Genomic DNA, 23,173 nt, shown 5'->3' on the forward strand with positions numbered 1-23,173 from the left:
CGAGAACCGTCCCTACGCTCAGGGGCGTTGGCGGAGGTTGTGGTTCCGCAGCTGCCAGGCCCGCACCACCAGGAAGAGCCCGATCAGCGCGACCACCACGCCCAGCACCGCGTACTGGCCGTGGCCGGACATGGCCGAGCCGTTCATCGTGCCGACGCCCTGCGCGATCCAGACCGCGCCGAGCACGACGAGAATGATCCCGCCGATACCACGGACCACCATGTTCACTCCATTCTCCGCACCGTCATGTCTGCGGCGGTACCCGTGTGTTCCTCACTCAGCTTCGTCGCGTTCGGTGCGCCTGGGGCGGTAGAAAATCTTACGGAACGAGAACGTCGTACCGGCTGGCCGCCGGGGCGTCAGCTGTTCGCCGCGGCGCGCAGGATGAGCCTGGTGATCACTTCCGGGTGCGTCACGAGCGACAGGTGGCCGGAGTCGACCTCGATGGTCGTGGCGTTCATGCGCCGGGCCATGAAGCGCTCAAGGCCGGGATCGATGGTGCGGTCGTTCTTCGAGACCGCGTACCAGGACGGCTTCCGGCGCCAGGCGGCGACACTCGTGGTGGGCGGAGCGGTCGAGAGCAGTCCTTGGGCCGCGTACAGCACGAGGGCCTCCTTCCTGGGCACGCCGTTGGCGAAGTCGTCGAGGAACGCCGACCGGCCGATCCACTTGAATCCGCCCGAGGTGATGATCCCGGCGGTGACCGGCGGGGTGGGGAACTTCGCGGAGAGCGCGGCGTAGTCCTCGCCGGCTTCCGGGGCGCGGGCGGCGACGTAGACGAGCCCGGTGACGTTCGGTGCGAGTCCGGTCTCGGAGATGACGGTGCCGCCGTAGGAGTGCGCGACCAGGATCGTGGGGCCGTCCTGCCGGGCCAGTGTGAAGTTCGTGGCGGCGACGTCGTCGGCGAGGGACGTCAGGGGATTCTGTACGGCGGTGACGTTCATGCCCGCTGCCTGCAGCAGCGGGATGACCTTCGCCCAGGAGGAGCCGTCCGCGTAGGCGCCGTGCACGAGTACGACATTGCGCACTGCGGGCCCGGGCCTGCGGGTTGCCGCATGGGCTGTCGGGGCTCCGGAAAGCGTGGCTGCCGCGACTCCCGCACCGAGCGCGGAGAACTGACGACGACTGAATGCCATGATTTTCTGCTTTCTCTTCCGTCAGAGGCATCGGGACGTCGGGGTCTCGGACGCCGGGGTTCCGCCCCGACTTTACTGGCTCTTACTGCCATGTGGCGGTGTCCGCCACATGGCAAAATGTGCACCGACAGGGACAGTGGGCCGGTGCGTGGAGGGTGTGGAGTGGGACTTCGGGAGATCAAGATGGAGCGGACCCGTCAGCTCATCGCGGACACGGCCATCGCACTCTTCAGTGAGCAGGGGTTCGACGCCACGACGGTCGATCAGATCGCCGCCGCGGCGGAGGTCGGTCCCCGGACGGTGTACCGCTACTACCCGACCAAGGAGGCGCTCGTCGTCCGCTTCACCGAAGACACCCTCCACACCGCACTGGAAGAACTGCGCGGCCTGCCCGAGGAGACCCCGCTGCCGCAGGCCCTGTACCAGGTGGTCGACAGTGTCCGGCGCACCATCGAGGGCGACTCGGAACGGCGAAAAATCGTCTACCAGGTCATCGGCCGGACTCGGTCCCTTCACGCGGAGTTGCGCGGTGTGAACTGGCTGTGGCGCGAGAGCCTCGCGGAGGAGATTCACCGGCGCGCCGGAGGCCGTACCACTGACATGGTCGCGGCCCTCGCCGCCGCGAACATCGCGGCCGTCGTCGAGATCGCGGTCGCGGAATGGGCGCGCAGCGAGGAGCCCTCCGCCTTGGGCCTGGCCATCGAGCAGGCTCTCGAACTTCTGCGTACCGGCGATGTCCCCATCCCCGCGCCTCCCCTGGGTGGGCCGGGCGAAGCGTGACCTTTCGCCGAGGCGCGGGCGTGGGGCGCGAGGGCGCTGAGGTGGGGGGTGGCTGCTGCGTGCCCGCCCCGGTGCCGACCGCTCGCGCTCGCGCCGAACTCGCCGGCCGCCGGCCTCAGGGCCACGCACCGCTCGAACCGCGGATCACCGCCCGCGAGCCAGGGATGACGTCGTGGCGCGGGAGGGAGCTTCCCACTCGTACGACAGTCACCGCCTCACGGCAGATTGAGCCTAGTGGCAGTTACTGCCACGATATGCCTACACTGGCGTACCGAAACGGCTTCGTTTCGCTCTCTTTCCTCGCTCCCGGAGAGTCCCATGTCTCCCATATCTCCCATGCCCCCATCGCCCAAGCCTCTGACTGAGGAAGCGGCAGCGTCCCCGCCCCAGGCCCGCACGGCGGTCGAAGACGCATCCGGCCGTCGCCGCTGGTGGGTCCTGATCGTGATCGCGATCGCCCAGCTGATGGTGGTGCTGGACGTCACGATCGTGAACATCGCCATGCCTTCCGCGCAGCGCGACCTGGGTTTCAGTGACGGAAACCGGCAGTGGATCGTCACGGCCTACGCTCTGGCCTTCGGCAGTCTGCTGCTCCTCGGCGGCAGGCTTGCCGACCTCTTCGGCCGGAAGATCGCCTTCCTGGTCGGTATCGCGGGCTTCGCCGGATCCTCGGCGCTGGCCGGCGCGGCGCCGAGCTTCGAGGTGCTGGTGACCGGGCGTGTCCTGCAGGGGCTCTTCGGCGCACTGCTCGCCCCGGCGGCTCTCGCCGTGCTCAACGTCACCTTCACCACAGCAAAGGACAGGGCCCGCGCCTTCGGTGTCTTCGGTGCCATCGGCGGCGCGGGAGGCGCCTTCGGGCTGCTGCTGGGCGGACTGCTCACCGAGCACCTGAGCTGGCGCTGGACCCTCTACGTCAATCTGGTCTTCGCCGTCATCGCGTTCACCGGCGGACTCGTTCTGATGCGCAAGGGCGCCCCGGCAGTGCGGCCCAGGCTCGACCTCCCCGGCACCGTCCTGGGCTCGGCCGGTCTCTTCGGTCTGGTCTACGGCTTCGCGAACGCCGAGACGTACGACTGGTCCTCGCCGATGACCTGGGGAACCCTGGTCGCCGCCGTGATACTGCTGACCGCCTTCGCCTGGTGGCAGACCCGTACCCCGCATCCGCTGCTGCCCCTGCGTGTCCTGGCCGACCGCACCCGGGGCGCGTCCTTCCTCGTGATGGCCATCGCCAGCGCCGGACTCTTCGGTGTCTCCCTCTTCCTGACCTACTACCTGCAGTCCTCGCTCGGCTTCAGTCCCGTCAAGACGGGTCTCGCGTTCCTGCCGATGATGGGCAGTCTGATGGTCGTCGCCCAGTTGTCCATCAGTGTGCTGCTGCCCAGGATCGGCCCCAAGGTCCTCGTGCCCCTGGGCCTGCTGACGTCGGCCGTCGGCCTGGCCCTGCTGACGGCGCTCGACCTGAACAGCGGCTACGCCGCCGGGGTACTGCCCGGACTGCTCCTGATCGGTTCCGGTATCGGCCTGTCGCTGCCGCCCGCGATGAGTCTGTCCATCCACGGGATCAGGGTCGAGGACGCGGGTGTCGGCTCCGCGGCGGTCAACACGATGCAGCAGGTCGGCGGCGCCATCGGCACCGCTCTGCTCAACACCCTCGCCGCGAGCGCCGCGACCGCCTACCTCGTCGGCAGGACACCCACCCGGGCCACCATGGCCCAGGCCCAACTGCACAGCTACTCGACCGCGTACTGGTGGTCGGCCGGCCTCTTCGCCACAGGCGCCGTGATCGCCGCCCTCATGTTCCACAAGGGTCGTCCCGAGAGCGGTGAACCGAGCGGCCCGGTCGTCCACATGTGACCAAGGCTCTCCTTGTCCGTGGTCCGTACGTCAGTTGGCCCACGCCGCGACGACGCGCGTGCCGTCGGCGAATTCCGCCTCCAGGCCGATGGACGTGGTGACCCACGTGAGCACGGTCCGGTCGGTCCGGTTCTCCGCGCCGAAGGTCGACCCGGGGTTGATGATCAACGTGTCGCCCGCGGTGACCCGTTCGGTGTGTCCGTCGAGCGTGATCACCAGCTCGCCTTCGAGGATGTGCAGGATCTCCTCGCGGTTGACGGTGTGCAGGGGTGCCTTGCCGCCGGCGGGGATCTCGCCCCGCCACGCGCACAACTCCTTGCTGCCGCTGCCGGGATGGGCGTACGAGACGAAGCGGGCGCCGTGGATCTCGTGGACGACGGCGTCGGACGGGTGGATGACGGGCATGACTGCCTCCAGAAGTGAATAGTCAAGCTGCTTGACCATATATCCCACATGGTCAAGCAGCTTGACCGATCCGTCAAGGGTGTTTCAATGCCCTGGTGGAGAACTCCGAGGCCATGGCCCTGACCGCCGCCCTGCTCACCGCTGCGGGCGACCTGACGAAGCGCATCAACGAAGGGGTCATGGCGCGCGGATTCGAGGCGCGCCCGGCGTTCGGCTTCGCCTTCGCGCGGCTCGCGCCGGACGGGGCGACGGCGACCGACCTCGCCGCCCATCTCGGCATCACCAAGCAGGCCGCCAGTCAGCTCGTCGACGAACTCGTGCGCAAGGGATACGCCGAGCGGCGCCCGCATCCCGGCGACGCCCGCGCCCGGCTGGTCGTGCTCACCGAGTTGGGGTGGGCCTGTACGCGGGCGGCGGAGGAGGCGGCCCTGGAGGCCGTGACGCCGTGGGTCGAACTGCTGGGTGAGAGTGAAGTGCGCGTGTTGTGTGACCGTTTGCGGCGTATTGCGCCCTACGGTCCCATCAGGCCCACCTGGTGACTGGTTATCACTGGAAGTTTTTACCGACGCGTAACTTCACACTTCACCTACTCGCTCGTAACTTGACGAGTGAACAGCATTCTTGTGATCCGGATCACAGGGCGTAAGGCCGTCGCAACTCCCTTGAGCCGCAAGGAGATCGCACGATGCTGCCCTGGAAACGACTGCTCAGACCCCTGACCGCGCTGCTCCTGACCGCCGCGGTCGCCGCCGTTCCCGCCACCGCCGCGCACGCGGCGAGCGCCCCCGACAGCGGTTGGAACGACTACAGTTGTCGGCCCTCCGCCGCCCACCCCCACCCCGTCGTCCTCGTGCACGGCACCTTCGCCAACAGCACCGACAACTGGCTGACCCTCGCGCCGTACCTGGAAGCCCGCGGCTACTGCGTCTTCTCCCTCGACTACGGCCAACTCCCCGGAGTTCCCCTCGTCTACGGCCTCGGACCCATCGACAAGTCGGCAGAGCAACTCCAGGTCTACGTCGACAAGGTGCTCGCCGCGACCGGCGCCGCCAAGGCCGACCTGGTCGGGCACTCGCAGGGCGGCATGATGCCCCGCTACTACCTCAAGTTCCTCGGCGGTGCCGCCAAGGTGAACACCTTCGTCGGTATCGCGCCCGACAACCACGGCACCACCCTGGACGGCCTCACCGAACTCCTGCCGTACTTCCCCGGCGCCGAGGACGTGATCTCCTCGGCCGCTCCCGGCCTCGCCGACCAGGTCGCCGGCTCGGCCTTCCTCGCCAAGCTGAACGCGGGCGGCGACACCGTCCCCGGTGTCCACTACACGGTCATCGCCACCAAGTACGACGAGGTCGTGACGCCCTACACGAGTCAGTTCCTGAGCGGGTCCGACGTGCACAACGTGCTGATCCAGAACCTGTGTTCAGTGGATCTGTCGGAGCACGCCCTGCTCGGGCTCACCGACCGGATCGCCTTCCACGAGGTCGCCAACGCCCTCGACCCCGCGCACGCCACCGCCACCAACTGCCTGTCGGCGCTCAGTTGACCGTAGGCGCACCGCGGGGCCTGTCCGACCTGAGCCGCCGGACAGGCCCCGCCCCCTGCACGGCCGCACTAACGACCGTGCCGTCCACCGCCGTTGGTCGCGCGGCGGCGGACCGAGGCGAACAGAGCCGCGGCGCCGAGCGAGAGGGAGGCCGCGCCACCCACCACGAGATACGGCGAGCTGTCGTTGGCGCCGGTCTCGGCGAGGTTCCGTGAACTGCCTGCCGCCTGCGGCTCGTTGGCCTCGCTGGTGGCCTGGTTCGTCGCGGCGACCGGCTCGGCCGAGGTGCTCGCGTCCGCGTCCCCGTGGCCGCTGTGCTCGACGGTCGACTTATCGGCACCGGCCGCGATCTGTTGGTTGGAAGGGGCGGAGGCGGTCGGCGCGGGAGCGGTGGGGGCGGCCGGGGCCGGGGTCGGTGTCGAACTGCCCGCCGTACCGCCGCCGTTGGCGCCCGTGCCGCTTCCGCCGAAGCTGACGTCCGAGCAGGAGTAGAACGCCTCCGGGCTGTCCGAGCGCTGCCAGATCGCGTACAGGAGCTGCTTGCCCGAGCGCTGCGGAAGGGCGCCGGAGAAGGTGTAGAAGCCGCCCGAGGCGACCGGGTCGGTGGACGTCGCGACCGGGTGCTCCAGGTCCAGGTCCGCCCAGGCGAGCGGCTGCGCGGGGTCGTAGCCGGACTTGGTGATGTACACCTTGAAGGTGCCCTTGTGCGGTGCGGTCACGCGGTACTTGAAGGTGTACGAGCCGCTGCTCACGCTCGTCGCCGGCCAGTCGGCGCGGGCCAGGTCGAGGCCCTTGAACTCCTCGTTGTTCGCGCTGCACAGCTTGCCGTCCGGGATCAGCGTCTGGTGCTGTCCGTTCGCGTCACCGATCCGGATGCCGTTCCAGTCGTAGAGCGCCTGCGTGCCACCGGCCGCGACCGCCGCCTTGCACGCGTCCGAACTGGGGTGCTCCGGCCCCTCCGCGTAGCACTGCGAGACCCTGCTGACCGGGTCGCCCATCGAACCGTGCGCCGCCGCGGGCGTCGCGGCGAGCGCGGTCAGGGCGAGGGGCGTCATGCCGAGGACGGCGACAGCGGCGGCCTTGCGGCGTGCGGGCATGGGGGAACTCCAACTCCTCGGACGGTGCTCGGCGCGGGGGACGGATCCCGTGGGGGTGATCAGAAGCTAGCCCCTGGAAACCGCGAAATCGCCTGCTGGAGACGGGAGAGGGAGATCCTTATGGTCGTGTTAAGGCAGGGCTAACCGACGGCTCAGGGAGGGACGGTTCCGTGAGTCCGGAGAGGTGGTACCGATGAGTGGACCGGAAGGGGTTCGCGCGGCCGTCGTCGCTGATGTGCCCGCGGTGAAGGCGGTGACCGACATGGCGTACCGCCACTACATCGCGCGCATCGGTGTGGTGCCGCAGCCCATGGAGGCGGACCACATGGCGAATGTGGTCGCCGGGCGGGTGTTCGTGACGGGGGACCCCGTGACCGGGCTGGTGGTGATCGAGGAGCGTGCCGATCACCTGTTCCTCGACAGCATCGCCGTCCACCCCGAGGCGCACGGCAGGGGCGTCGGGCGGCTGCTCCTGGACTTCGTGGACGCACGCGCGCGTGAGCTGGGTTTGCCCGAGGTCAGGCTCTACACGAACGCGCTGATGTGGGAGAACCAGGAGATCTACCCGAAGTTCGGGTACGAGGTCGTGGAGCGGCGCACGGACGGGCCGTACGACCGCGTCCACTACCGGAAGCGGCTGGACTGACCGGGGTCAGCCGTCCGGCCACCAGGTGCGGGCGATGTCCTTGCGGATCTCCGGGCGCTCCGCGGGGCGCCCGTCGGGCTCCTCGCGCACACGGCGGGTGTCCGACTTCTTCAGGGGCTTCTGCACGGTTACGCGGCGCATGGCTGCCTCCTTGTGTCCACCCGGGTTCGTGTTTTCTCACGAGGTAGACCGTTCCCGGGAGGGTGACTCATCGGCGCGGGTCTGTCTGTGGCGGCTGTCACGATGGGACTGTCAGTGGCGGGTGTCACGCTTGGCGCATGAGTGAACCTGTGGCGAACATCGACTGGGACGCGGAGGCCGCCGCCTTCGACGAAGAGCCTGATCACGGCCTGCGCGACCCGGAGACCCGGCGGGCCTGGGCCGACCGGCTGCGCGCCTGGCTGCCCGCCGGCGCCGCCGACATCCTCGACCTCGGCTGCGGCACCGGCAGCCTGTCGCTCCTCGCGGCCGAGCAGGGACACCACGTCACCGGCGTCGACCTCTCCCCGGCGATGGTGGACCTCGCCCGCGCGAAGCTGGCCGGCCGTGACGCGGCGTTCCTCATCGGTGACGCGGCGGCACCCCCGGTGGGCGAGCAGCGCTTCGACGTCGTCCTCGTACGGCATGTGCTGTGGACGCTGCCCGACCCCGCCCGGGTCCTGCGGCACTGGCGCGGGCTGCTGCGCCCCGGCGGGCGGCTCGTGCTGATCGAGGGCGTGTGGGGCACGGTCAACCCGGCCGGCATACCCGCCGACCGCCTCACCGGACTCCTGGCACCCCTGGTACCCGACGCCGGGCACGTGCGCGTGGAGCGGCTCTCGGACGACCCGCTGCTGTGGGGGAAGACCGTGGACGACGAGCGGTACGCGGTGGTGGCCGTGCCGTAGCCCGGCCCGCCCGCCGTCACACCAGGAGCGCGTCGAACCCGCCCTCACGGGCCAGCCTCTCCAACTCGTCGAGCGCCGCCACGGCCGCCGCCGCGGCCACCGGGTCCGACGCGGCCAGCCCGCTCTCCTCGAACTCGTCCTCGTCGAGACGGCGGACGTCCGAACCGTCGGCGGAGACCCACAGGTCCAGATCGAGGTCCTCTACGACGAGTTCGGCGCCGGAGAGGGTGGCGGGGCGGGTGATGTCGCAGTACCAGCCCTTCAACTCCCCGGCGCCGTCCCGGACTTCCTTCACCGCGTACCAGCGGTCCCGCCAGTAGTACTCGGTGAACACGTCGCCGCGCTCGAAGCGCACGAAGCCGAAGTCGCGGACGCCGTCACCGGCCCACGGGGCGCGGACGGCGAGGCGGGTGCCGTCGTCGAAGAGCAGCTCCGCCGCGTAACGGATCTTCGTACGGCCCGCCTTGACGAGGACGACGTCCAACTGGCGTGCGGGATCAGGCGAGTTCACGGACATAGCGCACCTCCGTGGCGCAGGTCTCGTAGCCGAACCACTTGTTGATCGCGAGCATCGGCCCGTTGCCGGTGTCGTTGCCCGTGAACGCCTCCGTGTATCCGGCGGCGCGGGCGCGGTGCAGGGAGTCGTTCTTGGCGAGCTTGGCGAGGCCCCGGCCGCGGTGGGCGCGGGCGGTGCCGGTCATCACCGTGCCGTAGCGGGTGCCGCCGTCCGTGCGGGCGGCGCTGAAGGCCGCCGGGCGTCCGTCGACGAGGGCCACGGACGTCAGTTCGGGGCTGAACAAGGGGTGTTGCCACGTCTCGTCCAGCCAGGCCTCGTAGTCCGTGAACTCGGTGTCGATGTCGCTGGGTTCGTCCAGCGTCGCCTCCGCGTCCAGCTCGAACAGGGGGCGCAGGTCGTCGGCGAAGTCCGCGCCGGGGCGGATCTCCACGTCCGGCGGCGGGTCCTGGAGCGGGGGCAGCGTGCCGTGGGCCAGATCCAGGCGGAGGAAGTGCGCGGAACGGCTCGCGGTGTAGCCGAACTTCTCGGCGAAGGCGCGGTTGCCGGGCTCGTCCAGGACCCAGGCGTGGAGCCTGGTCGCACCCTGGGCGGCCAGGTGCTCCTCGGCGGTGCGGACCAGGAGCGCGCCCGCGCCCCGGTGTGTGCGGTCCGGGTGCACGTACACGTTGACGAAGCCCTGCCCCGGCTCCGGGCTCTCGTAGGCGATGCCCACCTGGGCCGTGCCGATGATCTCGCCGTCCTCCTCCGCGACCAGCCTGCGCAGCCTGGCCTCCGGGTGGGCGCGGGTGATGTCGTGGGCGACGGACTCCGAGGTGAACAGCATGTAGGGGAGGGCGCGGCGGCGGACCTCGACGAAACCGTCCAGGTCCGCCCGGACAGCGGGGCGCAGGTCGCGTGCGATCACGGTCATGGGGTCGCACGCTACGGCGGAGCCGCGCCGGAGTGCCTCCTATTTTCCGGAGGATGCGTTTTCCCCGAGGGTGCGTTCCTGGGTGGGTGCGGGACAATCGGGCCGTGACCTTGAAGATCCACATCGATGACAGTGCGGCGCCGTACGAGCAGGTGCGGGCGCAGATCTCCGGGCAGGCACGGGCGGGGGTGTTGCCGGTCGGATACCGGTTGCCTACGGTCCGGGGGCTGGCCGAGTCGCTCGGGCTCGCCGCGAACACGGTCGCCAAGGCGTACCGGGCCCTGGAGGCGGACGGCGTGATCGAGACGCGCGGGCGCAACGGGACGTTTGTCGCGGCTGCGGGCTCGGCTGCGGAACGCGAGGCGTCGTTGGCGGCGCAGGTCTATGCGGAGAAAGTACGGCGGCTGGGGCTTACGGAGGGGGATGCGGTGGCGGCCGTGCGGGACGCCCTGCGGGCGGCTTACGGGGAGGACTGAGGAGAGTTCGGCACCTCCCCCACTGCCTTAAGGGCGTGGGGGGACCCCCCGATGCGCCGTTGTGGCTGAGCGCCGTTGCGGCGGAGGTGAATGGCCGCCGTACGGGATGCGCTGCGGGCAGGCTACGAGGCGTAGCGCAGCCGGTGTTGTCGGAAGGATGGCGCGGTCGGCGTGTCTACCGGAGTGGCGGAGCCGGTGTCGTCACAGGTACAACCCCGCGTCCGCGCCCTCCCGTTGGTCCGGTACCGATGTCGGCTGGGTGCCGCGGCGCAGGGCGTACAGCTCGGCCAGGGTCGCGCCCTCGCGTCCTACGCCCTCCTCCGTGCCGAGCCAGTTCGCCGACTCCTTGCGGGTGAGGGGGCCGACCTCGATGCGGGCCAGACAGCGGCCGGGGCGGACGACGGCGGGGTGGAGGCGCTCCAGGTCCTCGTTGGTGGTGACGCCGACCAGGACGTTGCGGCCCTGGCCGAGGAGGCCGTCCGTGAGGTTGAGGAGGCGGGAGAGGGCCTGGCCCGCCGTGTGCTTCGCCTCGCCGCGGATCAGCTCGTCGCAGTCCTCCAGGAGGAGGAGTCGCCAACGGCCCTTGCCCGTCGTGTCGTCCTCGCCGATCGCGATGTCCATCAGATAGCCGACGTCGCTGAACAGGCGCTCCGGGTCCAGCACGCAGTCCACCTGGCACCAGTCCCGCCAGGAACGGGCCAGCGTGCGCAGCGCCGAGGTCTTGCCGGTGCCCGGCGGGCCGTGCAGCAACAGCAGCCGGCCCGCGATGTCCTCCGGGGTCGTCTTCATCAGGGTGTCCATCGCATCGGCCACCGGCCCCGTGTAGTTGGGGCGCACCTCGTCCCACGTGCCCGCCGAGATCTGCCGGGTCGTGCGGTGCGGGCCGCGCCTGGGGGAGACGTACCAGAACCCCATCGTCACGTTCTCCGGCTGCGGTTCGGGCTCGTCCGCCGCGCCGTCGGTCGCCTGGTCGAGGACCTTCTCGGCGAGTTCCTCGCTGGTCGCCGTGACCGTGACGTCGGCGCCGCGGTTCCAGCGGGAGATCAGCAGGGTCCAGCCGTCGCCCTCGGCCAGGGTCGCGCTGCGGTCGTCGTCGCGGGCGGCGCGCAGCACGCGGGCGCCCGGCGGGAGCAGGGTCGCCCCGGTCCGGACGCGGTCGATGTTCGCCGCGTGCGAGTACGGCTGCTCGCCCGTCGCGAAGCGGCCGAGGAACAGCGCGTCGACGACGTCGGACGGGGAGTCGGAGTCGTCGACGTTGAGCCGGATCGGCAGAGCGTCGTGTGGGTTAGCGGACATGGGGCCATGATCCGGCACGCGGAGGCCGTGTGCACCCGCTTTCCGCAGTGCGCCCCCGGGTGTCGGCTCCGTCCGGTCCATCCGATGTGTCCTCTCCGTGTCCGTCGTGTATCCCCTCCGCCCTGTTACAAGGCTGTGCACGCGGAGACCTGCCCCACCGCCCGGCACCGACGTTACTGTTGCCCATGATGGGACGTCATGGGTGGAATTCGGGGGCACTGCGGTGGCGGCTCACCGCACTGCTCGGCGTGGGCGTGGCCGCACTGGCCCTGATCGTGACCCTGATCAACACACTGCCCGGCGGCGGAAGCACCGCGGGCACCTCGCGCGACGGCGACAAGGTGCACGGCACCCCGGCGACCCCGCCCGGCGAGGACCGGCCGGAGGTCGGCTGGGGCTTCACCCACACCCAGTACAGCGCCGACGAGGGCAGCGGCACCGCGACCGAGCGCGTCGAGGGGCTGCTGACGAAGTCCCAACTGCCGCAGGACCAGGCCATCATGGGCTGGGGCGCCGACAACCCCGAGCCGGTGAAGGGGCGTTACGACTTCGGCGCCGTGGACCGCCGTATCGACTTCATGCGCAAGTCGGGCGGCACCCCGGTCATCACGCTGTGCTGCTCCCCGGACTGGATGAAGGGCGGCAAGTCGGGCGTCGACAACACCAATTGGAGCCAGGCTTCGTTGGAGACGGCGCCGAAGCCCGACCACTACGCGGACTACGCGGCGCTCGCCGCGACCGTCGCCAAGCGGTACCCGGACGTCACCCACTTCATCGTGTGGAACGAGTTCAAGGGCTTCTGGAACGACGCCAAACAGCGCTGGGACTACGAGGGTTACACCCGGCTCTACAACCTGGTCTACAAGGCGCTGAAGAAGGTCAACCCGAAGATCATGGTCGGCGGCCCGTATCTGGTGATGGACAGCGTCGACCCGCGCGACGCGAACGCCTCCAGCACCTTCAAGGGCACCTGGGGCGCGATGGACCAGCGGATCATCGACGCCTTCGCCTACTGGAACAAGAACAAGGTCGGCGCGGACTTCGTGGTCGTCGACGGCTCCAGCTACACCAACGACGACGACCTGCTGCCGAACGAGTTCGGGGCCACCGACAAGCTCACCGCCGTGAGCGAGTGGGTGCGGCAGCAGACGCACGACCTGCCGCTGTGGTGGGCCGAGTACTACGTCGAGCCCGCCGACGGCAACGACGACCGCAAGGGCTGGTCCGAGACCCACCGCGTCGCCGTCCAGGCCACCGGCATGATCGCCCTGGCCAAGGGCGGCGCCACCTCCGGCTTCTACTGGAACCCGGAGGAGGAGAAGGGCACGGAGTGCGCGGGCTGCCTGTGGACGCCGACCGACGGCTCCGGCGGCGGGCAGCGGTTGCCGATGTACGACCTGGTCTCCCGGTTCGACGCGGCGTTCGGTCCTGGTACGACGTACGAGACGGTGTCGGTCGCCGCCGACGACGTGCCCAACGTACGGGTCCTGGCCACCGACAAGGCGATCCTGGTTGTGAACACCCTGGACCGGCAGATCAGCGCGAAGGTCGACGGGAAGCAGTTCGACATGGCGGCCTACGAGGTCAAGTGGCTCACGCGATAAGCCACTTGACCCACGTAGAGCCCTACTTGACTCCGTAGAACCCCACTTGGCCTCCTCGGACCCCGCTACTTCATCGTCAGGAACCGCTGCACCAGCGAGGCCAGCAGCACCGCCAGCAGAGGCAGCGAGAACCAGAAACTGCTCTGCAGCCACCGCAGTTGACGCACACTCGGCCGCACCACGACCCGGACGACCTCGCGGGCCGTCAGCATCAGGATCAGCGCGAGCGCGGCGAGTGCGCCGACCACCGACCACGGCGTCCAGGTGATCTGCGGTCCGATCGGCCCGGGATCGGGCTTCGGGACCGCGCCGGCCGGCTGCTCGCGCAGGGAGTACATGGTCACGTCGGCGTTGACGAGGACCTTCTTCAACTCCTGCCGGTTGTCCAGGTTCTGGATGAGCCGGGACTCCCAGGACGCCGAGTAGCCCGCGTCCAGCTGGAGCGAGACGACCTGGCTCTTGTTGAGCATCAGATACGAGTTCGGGCCCGCGTCCTTGAGCGCCTTGACCAGACCGGACACCAGCACCGGGTCGGCCGGTGCCAGCGTCGGCACGTAGTTGACCCGCTCCATGTCCTTCGCGCCCCACGGCATCGCCGGCGTCACGTCGTTGACCGTGTCGTTGCTCAGCCACAGCAGGCGTACGGTCGGCTTGTCGTGGGCGTACACGTAGTTCATGGCCGCGACCTCGCCGGGCCGAACCCGCTCGAAGCCCTCGTTGCCCCAACGGGCCACCAGGAAGCCGCTCATGAGCAGCAACCCGGCGATCAGGGCGGCCAGCGGGGCGAGGCTCATCCGGTCCTTCTCACGCTCCTTGGCGGTGACGCCGGTGCGCGGGAAGAGGGCGAGGCCCGCGAGCAGGGCCGCGCCGGGAACCGCGAACATGAAGACGCGCAGCGCCATCTCGCCGCCGTAGGACTGCATGCCGAAGCCCAGGAACGGGACGAAGGTGAGGACGAGCAGGGAGCGTTCGCGGTACTTGTGGTCGCGGCGGCGCCACCAGCCCCAGCAGGCGAAGGCCATGACGCCGCCGGCCAGCAGGACGCGGGTGTAGAGGACCAGCTTGTGGGTCGAACTGCCGCCCTGGATACGGCCGGAGACGGAGGTCGACACATTGCTGCCGACGCCGCCGACCCCGCCGAAGAGGTCGTTGAAGTGCCCGGACCAGTACGGCTCGGCCATGAAACCGATCCACACCGCGACCAGCACTGCGAACAGGATGGGCAGGCCGCGCAGTTCGGAGCGGCCGACCAGGACGAGCACCGTGAGCACGCCCAGCATCACGAACGGCGTGAGCTGGTGGGCCGGGACGCTCGCCGCGAACAGCCCGATCAACACCAGGAGCAGGACGGCCTGTTGACGCCGGTCGGTGGGTTCGACCTCCGCCTCGCCGGGCCGCATCCTCGTCCACAGGACGTGTGGTGCCCGGAACCAGACCAACAGGATCGCCACGAAGGCCAGATAGAGCAGGAAGGTGAAGCCCTGCGGGGAGAAGTAGTCCTGGCCGACCCAGCCGCTGAGCACGAAGATCCAGATGCCGGTCCACTTCGCCCGCCAGCTCGCCCGCAGGGAGCGCACGAGCAGGAACATCGGTGCCAGATAGGCGAGTTGGATGACGGTGGGCCACCAGCGGATCACCTCGGTCCAGTCGGTGATCCCGCACGCCCTGCCGATGAACGCGGCCACCGCGAAGAAGCCCGGCCAGCTCCAGCGCGCGTCCAGGTCGGGTACGGCCGACCCGGTGCGGTCGATGTAGTCGATGAACCCGAGGTGCTGCCAGGCCGTCGGGAAGCGCGGCTCGGTCTCGATCACCGCGGGCAGCGCGTGCAGCGAGATCACGGTCGCGAGCAGGGTGATCAGCAGCAGTGCCTTGTGCTCGCGGCCCAGCCACAGCAGCGAGGCGAACACCGTGATCAGCAGCGCGGCCCCGACCAGCGTGGACAGCGGCAGCACCGAGATCAGGCCGAGCCCGCCCATGCGGTCCAGGTCGGACTCGCCGAGCCGCAGCGCGGGCACCCAGTACAGGAGCAGCGCGGCGACCAGCAGACAGCCGAGCACGACACCCGGCCGCGTGGGCACCAGGCGCTCACGCAGGGACAACGGGCGGGCAGGCGGCGGCACTTCGGACCCCTGTGCCTTCTCCGCCGCGTCCTCCCGGGCCTGTTCCCGTACGAGCGACTCCTCCGGTACGACCACCCGGTCGGAGCCGTTGGCGGGCTCGAACGGCGCGTCCACCTCGGGCTCCGCGGCCGGGCTCAGTGACGACTCCGAGCCGGGTTCGCGTTCCTCGACGGGCAGCCCCACGATCTCGGACCGCTTGATGCCGAGCGCCCAGGTAGGACGCTGGTCGCCGGACACGATCGGCGTGCCGGTGGGCGGGGTGCCGGGCCCCGGACGTACGTCCGGCCGGCGTTCCAGGTGGTCGAAGTCGACGTGGATGCCGAGCGCGAGGGTGTCGGAGTCGAGCGCCCAGGCCGGGCCACGACGGCGCGGCGCGGCGGGGACCTCGCGCGCCCCCAGGTCGGCGAGGTCCCCGTCGGGCGCCGCGTCCTCGGGGAGTTCCGCGGCCGGCGCGGCCCTGAGCGTCTTGAACAGCCTGGGCGCGGCGATGGCCACGATCACCGCGAGGCTGGAGATCTCGGCGACGCCCGCGCCGGTCAGGCCCATGCGGGGGAGCAGAAGCAGCGTCAGACTGAGCACGAGCAGGCACAACAGGCCCTGCAGCCAGGCGAGTCCGGCGGTACGGCTCTGGGCGCGCAGTACCGCGAAGTACGTCTCCATGAGGACCCGCAGCAGCGCGCCCACCGCGAACCAGCGCAGCAGCGGCGTCGCCGCGTCCGCGTAGCCCGCGCCGAACACGCCCAGGATCCAGGGTGCGCAGATGAACAGCAGCGCGCAGATCGGCAGCATGATCCGGGCCATCCGTTTGATCGCCGCCCGGGTGTTGGCGGCGAGCCGCGCCGGGTCGTGCGAGCCCTCGACGGTGAGGGAGGCGCCCATGTTGATGGCGAGCAGGTTGATCGTGCCGCCGATCGTCGTCGTGATGTAGAAGTACGCGTTGTCCTGGGAGCTGACCTGCGAGGCGATGATCACCGGGATGAGGTAGACCACGGCGAGCGAGAACAGCGAGCCGGTGTAGTCCCCGGCGAGGAACCTGCTGATCTCTTTCAGCGTCGGCGGCTTCGCGTGCTCCTGGGTCGCCTTGATGTGCCGGGGCACCAGCCGCCGGAACACCAGCAGGCCGAGCGGCACCACGGAGAACGCGATCGCGGCGACCCAGGACACGAAGACACCGCTCGTGGCGAGCGCCGTCGCGAGCGCGACGAGCAGCGCCAGCTTCACGGCCGAGAACACGGTGTTGCCCACCGGCACCCACGGCGCGCTGCGCAGCCCGGTCAGCACGCCGTCCTGGAGCGTGAGCACGTTCCAGGCGACGACCGCCAGGATGAAGCCGAGGCCGTTGACCGGCCCGTGCAGGAAGCGGTACGACGGTCCCCACGAGTTCAGGGTGGACAGGAAGACGACCGCGGCCAGCGCCACGACCACGCAACTGCCCGCGTACGTACGGAAGATGAGCCGGCCGGTGTGGCGTCCGGCGACCGGGATGAACCGGGCCAGGGCGCCCGTCAGGGTCACCGCGGTCAGTCCCGCGAGGAACTTCATCGCGGCGATCGCGGCGGAGCCCTGGCCGACCGCGGACTCGGAGTAGTAGCGGGCGGCGATGAGCCAGAACCCGAGCCCGAGCACCGCGGAGATCCCGGTGTTGAGCATCAGGGCGTAGGCGTTGCGGAACAGCGGGCTGCCGCCGGGGGACTTGCCCCTCCCCGGCAGGCGCAGTCGGCGCCCCGTCTGCGGGGGCGCCGCGGTCTCGGGCGTTGTGTCCTGGGTGGTGGTCGTCGTGTCAGACACGGGAACGGATGGCCTTCCGGCGGACCTGTCGAGCTCTGCGGACCATGGCGTAACCCTGCGTGAGGGCACGGTCTCTGGCGAAGTTGCGGGCGATCGCACGGCCCTCGACGAGCCGCTCGAACTCCGCGACACCCGTACTGCGGCGCACGGTCACCCGCCGCAGCGCGTACGGTCCCTGGCGGCGCCGGGCGAGGTCGTTGCCGACGGCGAGCGCCTGCGCGAACCCCGCTCCGCGCACCGCGCCGCGCACCCGGCGGCTGGAGTAGCCGTACGGATACGCGAACGAGACGGGCACGGTGCCGAGTTCGTCGGCGACGATCTCCTTGCAGCGGACCAGCTCCGTGTGCAGGGAGTCGTCGTCGAGTTGGTCGAGCTGCGGGTGGGTGTGGCTGTGGCCGCCGATCTCGACGCCAATGCCCGCGAGTTCGCGCACCTGGTCCCAGTCGAGCATGGTGTCCAGGCCGCCCCCGGTGTCGTGGGCGCCCCGGATCCAGCCGGTGGAGACGAACAGGGTGGCCGCGAAGCCGTGTTGGGCGAGCGCGGGCAGCGCGTGCCGGTGCACACCCTCGTAGCCGTCGTCGAAGGTGATCAGGACCGGACGCTCGGGCAGTGGTTTGCCGGAGCGCCAACTCGCGGCCAGCTCGGCCGTGTTGACGGGTGTGAAGCCCAGGTCGCCGAGGAGTGCCAGCTGCTCGGCGAACGCCTCCGGCGCGACGGACAGGGCGCGGGTGGCGTCGTTCGGGGCGGCGGCGACCGAGTGGTACATCAGGATCGGCACCGGTGTGTCACTCATGTGCGTCCCCCCGATCGATCTCGACCACCTCGAAAGTGGCCCCGCCCCGCCGTGCCTTGACGCTCCCGACGACATACCCGCCCGCCGCCGTGAACACCCCGGCGACGATCGCGCCCGCCCGGCCGACGCCGCCCGGCCGGGCGAACACGGCGTCCCGCAGCCCGCGTGCCACGCCGGCCGGCAGGACCCGGGTCGTGTACCGGCGCTCGGACTCAAGTCCCTTGTCGGCACCGACACTTCGGGCCACCAGCGCCTTGGAGAGACCCTCGGCGTACGTACGCGTACGGAAGTAGCCGAAGTGCTCGCGCACCGCAGGCACCCGGTGGTGGATCACCGCCCGGTCGTCGATCAACAGCACCGCGTCCGGTCTGGCCCGCGTGAGCCGGATGCAGAGCTCCGTCTCCTCGCCGCCCAGCGGACGCTTGTCGCCGTCGCGCCCGATACCGGTCGCGAAACCGCCGGCCGCGTCGAACGCCGTACGCCGGAACGAGGCGTTGCCGCCGAGGACGTTGCGCACCCGGACCCGGCCGGGCGGCAGGCCCTTGTACGTGCAGCCCACCACCCAGTCGAACTCCTCGGGGAACCAGGCGGGCCGGCGGCCCGACGCCCAGATCGGCATCGTCCGGCCGCCGACGGCCATCACCTTCGGATCGGTGTACGCCTCGGCGAAGTGCCGCAGCCACTCCCGCTCGGCCACGGCGTCGTCATCGAGGAAGGCGATGACCTCGCCGCGCGAGGCGGCGATGCCGGTGTTGCGGCCGGCGGACAGGCCGCGCGGGCCCGCGTTCGCCAGCACGCGGACCTCGCCGGTCTCCTCGTAGTCCTTGTACTCCCTGGTGAGTCGGTCCAGGAGAGCGGGGTTGTGGTCGACGACCAGCAACGTTTCCAGCGCGGGCCGTGACTGTGCCCGCACCGAGGAGACCGCCGCGAGGATGTCCTCCCAGCGGTCCTCGGTGTAGACGCAGATCACGACAGAGATGTCATGACTGCTCAAGACACCTCTCCCCGGACCGAGTTGAGCTGCGGGTCGAGTTGCGGGTCGAGGGTGTCGATCATCGTGGAGTGCGAACGACGGCGCAGCGCACGCCGGTTGGAGCGCTCCTTGAGGATCACCTTGAGCACCCGGATCCCGTCCCGCACGGCGCGCAGATTGCTCGTGCCGTGGATACGGAGGTACTCGTGGCTGGGGATCTCCTGCACCTTGAGACCGGCCTTGACCACCCGGATGTTGATGAGCGTCTCGATCTCGAAGCCGGTGCAGTCGAGGTCGATCTTGTCGAGACAGTGCCGCCAGAACGCGTTGTATCCGTAGCAGAGATCGGTGTAGCGGGCGCCGAACTTGCGGTTGACGATCGTGCACAGCGCCCAGTTGCCGAGCTTGCGGATGAACGTCATGTCGTCCGTGCCGCCGCCGTTGGCGAAGCGCGAACCCTTGGCGAAGTCGGCGCCCGAGACGAGGGCGGAGACATAGCTGACGATCTCGTGCCCGTCGGCCGAGCCGTCCGCGTCGACCATCACGATGATGTCGCCGCTGCACGCCTCGAAACCGGTGATCAGGGCATCCCCCTTGCCCTTGCCCTGCTGTTCGACGACCTTGACCCCGGGCCACAGCTCGCGGGCCACCTCGACGGTGTTGTCGGTGGAATTGCCGTCCACAAGAACCACTTCGTGTATCCACGCAGGAAGTGTCTTGAAGACGTAGGGGAGATTCTCCGCCTCATTCATGGCGGGAATCACCACGCTCACCGGCGGTGTGATCGCCAGGTGAGAGGAGATCGGCCGGTATTTGGCCGACATTAACGGATCTTGGCCCGATGTCGCTGGGCGCAGAACAGAACTCACGAGTCTGGTCCCTCTCGTCCGGCGGACCGCCCGCCCCTGGGCGGCCCGGCTATGTGCTCCGGTTCGAAAGGGGGGTTCTCACGGGCGCCACGGAGAAATCAATCTCCGTGCACGCATGGTGAGCTGGCAAAACTGGTCGACCCCCGAAAAACATGAAAGCCGGCCGCGCGGACGACTCGGTCACAAAATACGGTCACCGAGCACGGCACCCCCCTACCGCGCCCCGCCCCGGATTCATCGCGGTTCTTGAGCCCTCCCCTAGAGCCGCTAGATGATGAACCAGTGCGGGTGAGATGTACGACGGTATTGATGATTGAACCTGTATGGCAAGACCTGGAACGAGGCCTCACGTTTTTGTTGGTTTGACCGTTACACAACTTTGTCAGCCGTTGTACGGCCCGGCATATGCCGTATGAATACCGATAGCGAAATCAAGCCACTGATCACCGCCACCGTGACGATTCCACCGTCGACCGACCACCGGTGCACGGCCAGCATTCCCTGGGCCACCAGCATGTCGACGACCACCGCGCCCGCCACCGAGGTGAGAACACGGCCGAAAGGATCAAGTCCGCGCAACACCGCGGCAATTGCCGAAGCCGGCGCCGCGAACAGGAAGAACAGCGCGAACGGACCGCGCAACGGTGATCCCGAGTCGATGAGCGCGAGCAGCGCGCCGACCCCTCCCACGGCAACTGCCGCGCCCGCGAGCAGTGGCGCCAGGTCCCTCCCCGGTCCTGACCGCACACGCTCGACGCCGTCCGTGGAAGCTCTCTTGATACGTAAGGTCTGCATTGGCGACTTTGCCCCCCGACGCGCCGGATGCCGGACTTCAATGTCGCGCAGCCCGACCGGCATCGTCAAGATGCGGAGGGCACCCATCCCGGTTCGGATGCACAGGTGAACACCTGTTCCCCCCGGCAAACCCTTGGCATGCACACTTCCCGTCAACGCGGGTCGCTGCTACGACGGTTGTGGCAGAGATCCTGCTAAGGGAGGTTCCATGAGACGTTCCCGATTTACGGCATACGTGACCTCGCTCCTCCTCGCCGCCGCGCTCGCCCTCACCGGGGCGATGACGGCGCAGGCGTCCCAACTCGCCGCCACCGGCGGCTATGTGGCCCTCGGCGACTCCTACTCCTCCGGGGTCGGCGCGGGCACCTACATCAGTTCCAGCGGGTCCTGCGACCGCAGCACCAAGGCCTACCCCTACCTCTGGGCGGCCGCACATTCACCCTCGACGTTCGACTTCAAGGCCTGCTCGGGCGCTCGTACGGGTGATGTTCTCGCCAACCAGCTCGGCACCCTCAGCGCCTCGACCGCCCTCGTCTCGATCAGCATCGGCGGCAACGACGCCGGCTTCACCGACGTCATGACGACCTGTGTCCTGCAGTCCGACAGCTCCTGCCTCACCCGGATCGCCACCGCGAAGGCGTACGTCGACTCGACGCTGCCCGGCCTCCTCGACAAGGTCTACTCGACGATCAGCGCCAAGGCCCCCTCCGCGCACGTGGTCGTGCTCGGCTACCCGCGCTTCTACCGACTCGGCACCACCTGCCTCGGCCTCTCCGCGACCAAGCGCTCCGCCATCAACGGCGCGGCCGACTACCTCGACGCCGCCCTCGCCAAGCGCGCCGCCGACCACGGCTTCACCTACGGCGACGTACGCACCAAGTTCACCGGCCACGAGCTCTGCTCCGGCAGCTCCTGGCTGCACAGCCTCAACCTGCTGAGCATCAGCGAGTCGTACCACCCGACCGCGGCCGGCCAGTCCGGCGGCTACTTGCCGGTGTTCGCCAGCGCGGCCTGACGCCTCACCCGGCAGAGGGTGATGCCGAATCCGAGGCGGAGGCCCCGTCCGACGGGGTCTCCGCCACGCACGTCACCGAGAACGGCACGGAGTTGGACTCCTCGTTCACCGGGCTGCGGATCTGGACACTGATCTCGTTCTTGAACGTCCCGCTGTTCGTGTACGTCGTCAGGAACACCCTGTCCTGCTTGGTCTTCCCGCCGCCCGACGGGAACGACAGCGTCTTCCAGCCGGGGTCGGAGACCGAACCGGTCTTCGTCACCCACCGGTAGGAGACCTCCGCGGGCAGCTTCCCCACCGTGATGCTGGCCGTGAAGGTCGGCGCCTTCGCGCTCGGCGGCGGACAGCTCCCGGAGTACTCGGTGTTGGCACCCTCCACCGTCGCCTTCACCGACTGCGGCGCCGAGGAGGACTTGCTGCTGCTCGGGCTCGGCGTATCGCTCGCGGCCGTGGTCCTGCTGCTCGCACTGGGCGAAGTCCCGTCCGAGGGCTGGCTCTTGGGGGTGCTGCTGCCCTTGCCCGCGTTCGCGTTCCCGTCGTTGTTCCGGTTGATCAGCGTGTACGTCAGCCCGCCGATCGCCAGGGCCAGCGCGACCAGCCCCGCGACCAGCACCACGGCCGCGCGCCGGTTGCGGTGCGGTTCGTCCGTGGCCGTCGGCGTCGAGTAGGAGTCGGGCGGAGGCCCGAAGCCCTGCACCGGCTGCGGCGGCGTCCGCGAGTCCTGCCGGCCGTAGCCGTCCTGCGGATACCCTGCCATCGTCGGCGAGTACGGCGTCGTCGGCGCCGTGGACGCGCGAGGCGTACCGCCCGCCGCGACCAGCCGCAGATCCTGCTCCGCCTGCTCGGCGGGCATCCGCTCGGCCGGGTCCTTGCGCAGCAGCCCTTCGATGACCGGGGTGAGCGGCCCCGCCAGCCGCGGGGTCGGCAACTCCTCGTCGACGATGGCACGCAGCGTGCTCAGCGGGGTGTTCTGGCGGAACGGCGAGTGGCCCTCGACCGCCGCGTACAGCAGCACGCCGAGCGCCCACAGGTCGGACTCGGGACCCGGCGTACGGCCCAACGCCCGCTCCGGGGCGAGAAATTCGGGCGAACCGATGACCTCACCCGTCATGGTCAGCGCCGAACTGCCCTCGACCATCGCGATGCCGAAGTCGGTCAGTACGACCCGACCGTCGTTCGACATCAGCACGTTGGCCGGTTTCACATCGCGGTGCAGCACTCCGGCGTCGTGCGCGGCCCGCAGCGCGGCGAGCACCTCGGCACCGATGTGCGCGGTCCGCTGCGGCGTCAACGGCCCCTCGGCGTCCAGGAGATCGGCCAGGGACACACCCCGCACCAGCTCCATGACGATCCAGGGGCGGCCGTCCTCCGTCGCCACGTCGTACACCGTCACCACGTTGCGGTTGGCGACCCGCGCCGCCGCCCACGCCTCGCGCTCCAGCCGCGCGTACATCCGCTCGACGTCACCGGACGCCAGTCCGGACGGAGCGCGCACCTCCTTGACGGCGACCTCGCGTTGCAGCACTTCGTCGCGGGCCCGCCACACCGTGCCCATCCCGCCCTCACCGAGGGGGGACAGGAGCCGGTAGCGGCCCGCGATCACACGTTCAGTGCCCGGATCTTCGGACATGGGCTCCCCCCATTCGCAGCCGGGCGAATTCTCGCC

The 23,173-nt window shown here is 69.7% G+C and carries 23 protein-coding genes; 9 read left to right on the forward strand and 14 right to left on the reverse strand.

Annotation, left to right across the window (positions count from 1 at the left end):
• Positions 1–18 precede the first annotated feature (18 nt).
• Both ACFWP5_RS05775 and ACFWP5_RS05780 read right to left on the reverse strand, forming a co-directional pair.
• On the reverse strand, positions 19–222 hold the full coding sequence (locus ACFWP5_RS05775) for a hypothetical protein (RefSeq protein ID WP_384150759.1): 204 nt from the start codon (positions 220–222) through the stop codon (positions 19–21).
• Positions 223–359: 137 nt separating this feature from the next.
• Complete coding sequence (locus ACFWP5_RS05780) at positions 360–1,136, reverse strand: alpha/beta fold hydrolase (protein WP_384150762.1); 777 nt, start codon at positions 1,134–1,136, stop codon at positions 360–362.
• A gap of 183 nt (positions 1,137–1,319) precedes the next feature.
• Here ACFWP5_RS05780 and ACFWP5_RS05785 point away from each other — a divergent pair, with 183 nt between their 5' ends.
• Positions 1,320–1,916, forward strand: a complete 597-nt coding sequence (locus ACFWP5_RS05785) for a TetR/AcrR family transcriptional regulator (protein WP_384150765.1) — start codon at positions 1,320–1,322, stop codon at positions 1,914–1,916.
• Positions 1,917–2,252: 336 nt separating this feature from the next.
• Positions 2,253–3,770, forward strand: a complete 1,518-nt coding sequence (locus tag ACFWP5_RS05790; protein WP_384150768.1) for an MFS transporter — start codon at positions 2,253–2,255, stop codon at positions 3,768–3,770.
• A gap of 30 nt (positions 3,771–3,800) precedes the next feature.
• Here ACFWP5_RS05790 and ACFWP5_RS05795 read toward each other — a convergent pair whose 3' ends face one another.
• Entirely contained in the window at positions 3,801–4,175 is a 375-nt protein-coding gene (locus ACFWP5_RS05795) for a cupin domain-containing protein (protein WP_384150771.1), read from the reverse strand.
• A gap of 95 nt (positions 4,176–4,270) precedes the next feature.
• On the opposite strand from ACFWP5_RS05795, the gene ACFWP5_RS05800 reads away from it, so the two are divergent.
• Both ACFWP5_RS05800 and ACFWP5_RS05805 read left to right on the forward strand, forming a co-directional pair.
• Positions 4,271–4,714, forward strand: coding sequence for a MarR family winged helix-turn-helix transcriptional regulator (locus ACFWP5_RS05800; protein ID WP_384150774.1), 444 nt, complete (start codon positions 4,271–4,273; stop codon positions 4,712–4,714).
• 146 nt (positions 4,715–4,860) lie between these two features.
• Positions 4,861–5,721 carry an esterase/lipase family protein gene (locus tag ACFWP5_RS05805; RefSeq protein ID WP_384150776.1) on the forward strand — a complete coding sequence of 287 codons (861 nt, stop codon included), beginning with the start codon at positions 4,861–4,863 and terminating at the stop codon, positions 5,719–5,721.
• A 68-nt stretch (positions 5,722–5,789) separates the two neighbouring features.
• Here the strand turns inward: ACFWP5_RS05805 and ACFWP5_RS05810 are convergent, their stop codons facing one another.
• Positions 5,790–6,818 (reverse strand): lytic polysaccharide monooxygenase, encoded by a 1,029-nt coding sequence (locus ACFWP5_RS05810; protein ID WP_384150779.1) that lies wholly within the window; start codon positions 6,816–6,818, stop codon positions 5,790–5,792.
• A gap of 193 nt (positions 6,819–7,011) precedes the next feature.
• Here ACFWP5_RS05810 and ACFWP5_RS05815 point away from each other — a divergent pair, with 193 nt between their 5' ends.
• Positions 7,012–7,464, forward strand: a complete 453-nt coding sequence (locus ACFWP5_RS05815; protein ID WP_384150782.1) for a GNAT family N-acetyltransferase — start codon at positions 7,012–7,014, stop codon at positions 7,462–7,464.
• 6 nt (positions 7,465–7,470) lie between these two features.
• On the opposite strand, the gene ACFWP5_RS05820 is transcribed toward ACFWP5_RS05815, so the two are convergent.
• Positions 7,471–7,605, reverse strand: a complete 135-nt coding sequence (locus ACFWP5_RS05820; RefSeq protein ID WP_384150785.1) for a hypothetical protein — start codon at positions 7,603–7,605, stop codon at positions 7,471–7,473.
• A 137-nt stretch (positions 7,606–7,742) separates the two neighbouring features.
• Between ACFWP5_RS05820 and ACFWP5_RS05825 the strand changes: the two genes are divergently transcribed.
• Positions 7,743–8,351, forward strand: coding sequence for a class I SAM-dependent methyltransferase (locus tag ACFWP5_RS05825; RefSeq protein WP_384150788.1), 609 nt, complete (start codon positions 7,743–7,745; stop codon positions 8,349–8,351).
• A gap of 16 nt (positions 8,352–8,367) precedes the next feature.
• Here ACFWP5_RS05825 and ACFWP5_RS05830 read toward each other — a convergent pair whose 3' ends face one another.
• Both ACFWP5_RS05830 and ACFWP5_RS05835 read right to left on the reverse strand, forming a co-directional pair.
• On the reverse strand, positions 8,368–8,868 hold the full coding sequence (locus ACFWP5_RS05830) for a DUF402 domain-containing protein (RefSeq protein ID WP_384150791.1): 501 nt from the start codon (positions 8,866–8,868) through the stop codon (positions 8,368–8,370).
• Complete coding sequence (locus tag ACFWP5_RS05835; RefSeq protein WP_384150794.1) at positions 8,849–9,778, reverse strand: GNAT family N-acetyltransferase; 930 nt, start codon at positions 9,776–9,778, stop codon at positions 8,849–8,851. Before ACFWP5_RS05835 ends, ACFWP5_RS05830 begins: the two co-directional genes overlap by 20 nt.
• A gap of 104 nt (positions 9,779–9,882) precedes the next feature.
• On the opposite strand from ACFWP5_RS05835, the gene ACFWP5_RS05840 reads away from it, so the two are divergent.
• Positions 9,883–10,254, forward strand: a complete 372-nt coding sequence (locus tag ACFWP5_RS05840; protein ID WP_384150797.1) for a GntR family transcriptional regulator — start codon at positions 9,883–9,885, stop codon at positions 10,252–10,254.
• A gap of 201 nt (positions 10,255–10,455) precedes the next feature.
• Here ACFWP5_RS05840 and ACFWP5_RS05845 read toward each other — a convergent pair whose 3' ends face one another.
• A complete protein-coding gene (locus ACFWP5_RS05845) occupies positions 10,456–11,550 on the reverse strand; it encodes a DUF5925 domain-containing protein (RefSeq protein ID WP_384150799.1) in 1,095 nt (364 codons plus the stop codon).
• 188 nt (positions 11,551–11,738) lie between these two features.
• Between ACFWP5_RS05845 and ACFWP5_RS05850 the strand changes: the two genes are divergently transcribed.
• The gene (locus ACFWP5_RS05850; protein ID WP_384150958.1) at positions 11,739–13,154 is read left to right on the forward strand and encodes a xylan 1,4-beta-xylosidase; all 1,416 of its coding nucleotides are present in this window, start codon (positions 11,739–11,741) and stop codon (positions 13,152–13,154) included.
• Between the two features lie 65 nt (positions 13,155–13,219).
• On the opposite strand, the gene ACFWP5_RS05855 is transcribed toward ACFWP5_RS05850, so the two are convergent.
• The 5 genes from ACFWP5_RS05855 to ACFWP5_RS05875 all read right to left on the reverse strand — a co-directional run bounded on the left by ACFWP5_RS05855 (position 13,220) and on the right by ACFWP5_RS05875 (position 20,555).
• Positions 13,220–17,062, reverse strand: coding sequence for a lipopolysaccharide biosynthesis protein (locus ACFWP5_RS05855; RefSeq protein ID WP_384150801.1), 3,843 nt, complete (start codon positions 17,060–17,062; stop codon positions 13,220–13,222).
• Positions 17,055–17,855, reverse strand: coding sequence for a polysaccharide deacetylase family protein (locus tag ACFWP5_RS05860; RefSeq protein ID WP_384150804.1), 801 nt, complete (start codon positions 17,853–17,855; stop codon positions 17,055–17,057). The genes ACFWP5_RS05855 and ACFWP5_RS05860 overlap by 8 nt, the downstream gene beginning before the upstream one ends.
• Positions 17,848–18,849 (reverse strand): glycosyltransferase family 2 protein, encoded by a 1,002-nt coding sequence (locus ACFWP5_RS05865; protein WP_384150809.1) that lies wholly within the window; start codon positions 18,847–18,849, stop codon positions 17,848–17,850. Before ACFWP5_RS05865 ends, ACFWP5_RS05860 begins: the two co-directional genes overlap by 8 nt.
• Positions 18,846–19,697, reverse strand: coding sequence for a glycosyltransferase family 2 protein (locus ACFWP5_RS05870; RefSeq protein ID WP_384150812.1), 852 nt, complete (start codon positions 19,695–19,697; stop codon positions 18,846–18,848). The genes ACFWP5_RS05865 and ACFWP5_RS05870 overlap by 4 nt, the downstream gene beginning before the upstream one ends.
• A 369-nt stretch (positions 19,698–20,066) precedes the next feature.
• Positions 20,067–20,555 carry a hypothetical protein gene (locus ACFWP5_RS05875; RefSeq protein WP_384150961.1) on the reverse strand — a complete coding sequence of 163 codons (489 nt, stop codon included), beginning with the start codon at positions 20,553–20,555 and terminating at the stop codon, positions 20,067–20,069.
• A gap of 145 nt (positions 20,556–20,700) precedes the next feature.
• Here ACFWP5_RS05875 and ACFWP5_RS05880 point away from each other — a divergent pair, with 145 nt between their 5' ends.
• Positions 20,701–21,507: an SGNH/GDSL hydrolase family protein gene (locus tag ACFWP5_RS05880; protein ID WP_384150814.1), complete on the forward strand. Its 807-nt coding sequence runs from the start codon at positions 20,701–20,703 to the stop codon at positions 21,505–21,507.
• A gap of 4 nt (positions 21,508–21,511) precedes the next feature.
• On the opposite strand, the gene ACFWP5_RS05885 is transcribed toward ACFWP5_RS05880, so the two are convergent.
• On the reverse strand, positions 21,512–23,137 hold the full coding sequence (locus ACFWP5_RS05885) for a protein kinase (protein ID WP_384150817.1): 1,626 nt from the start codon (positions 23,135–23,137) through the stop codon (positions 21,512–21,514).
• Positions 23,138–23,173 lie beyond the last annotated feature (36 nt).

The sequence above is a fragment of the Streptomyces sp. NPDC058469 genome, from assembly GCF_042721125.1.
Lineage (GTDB): Bacteria > Actinomycetota > Actinomycetes > Streptomycetales > Streptomycetaceae > Streptomyces.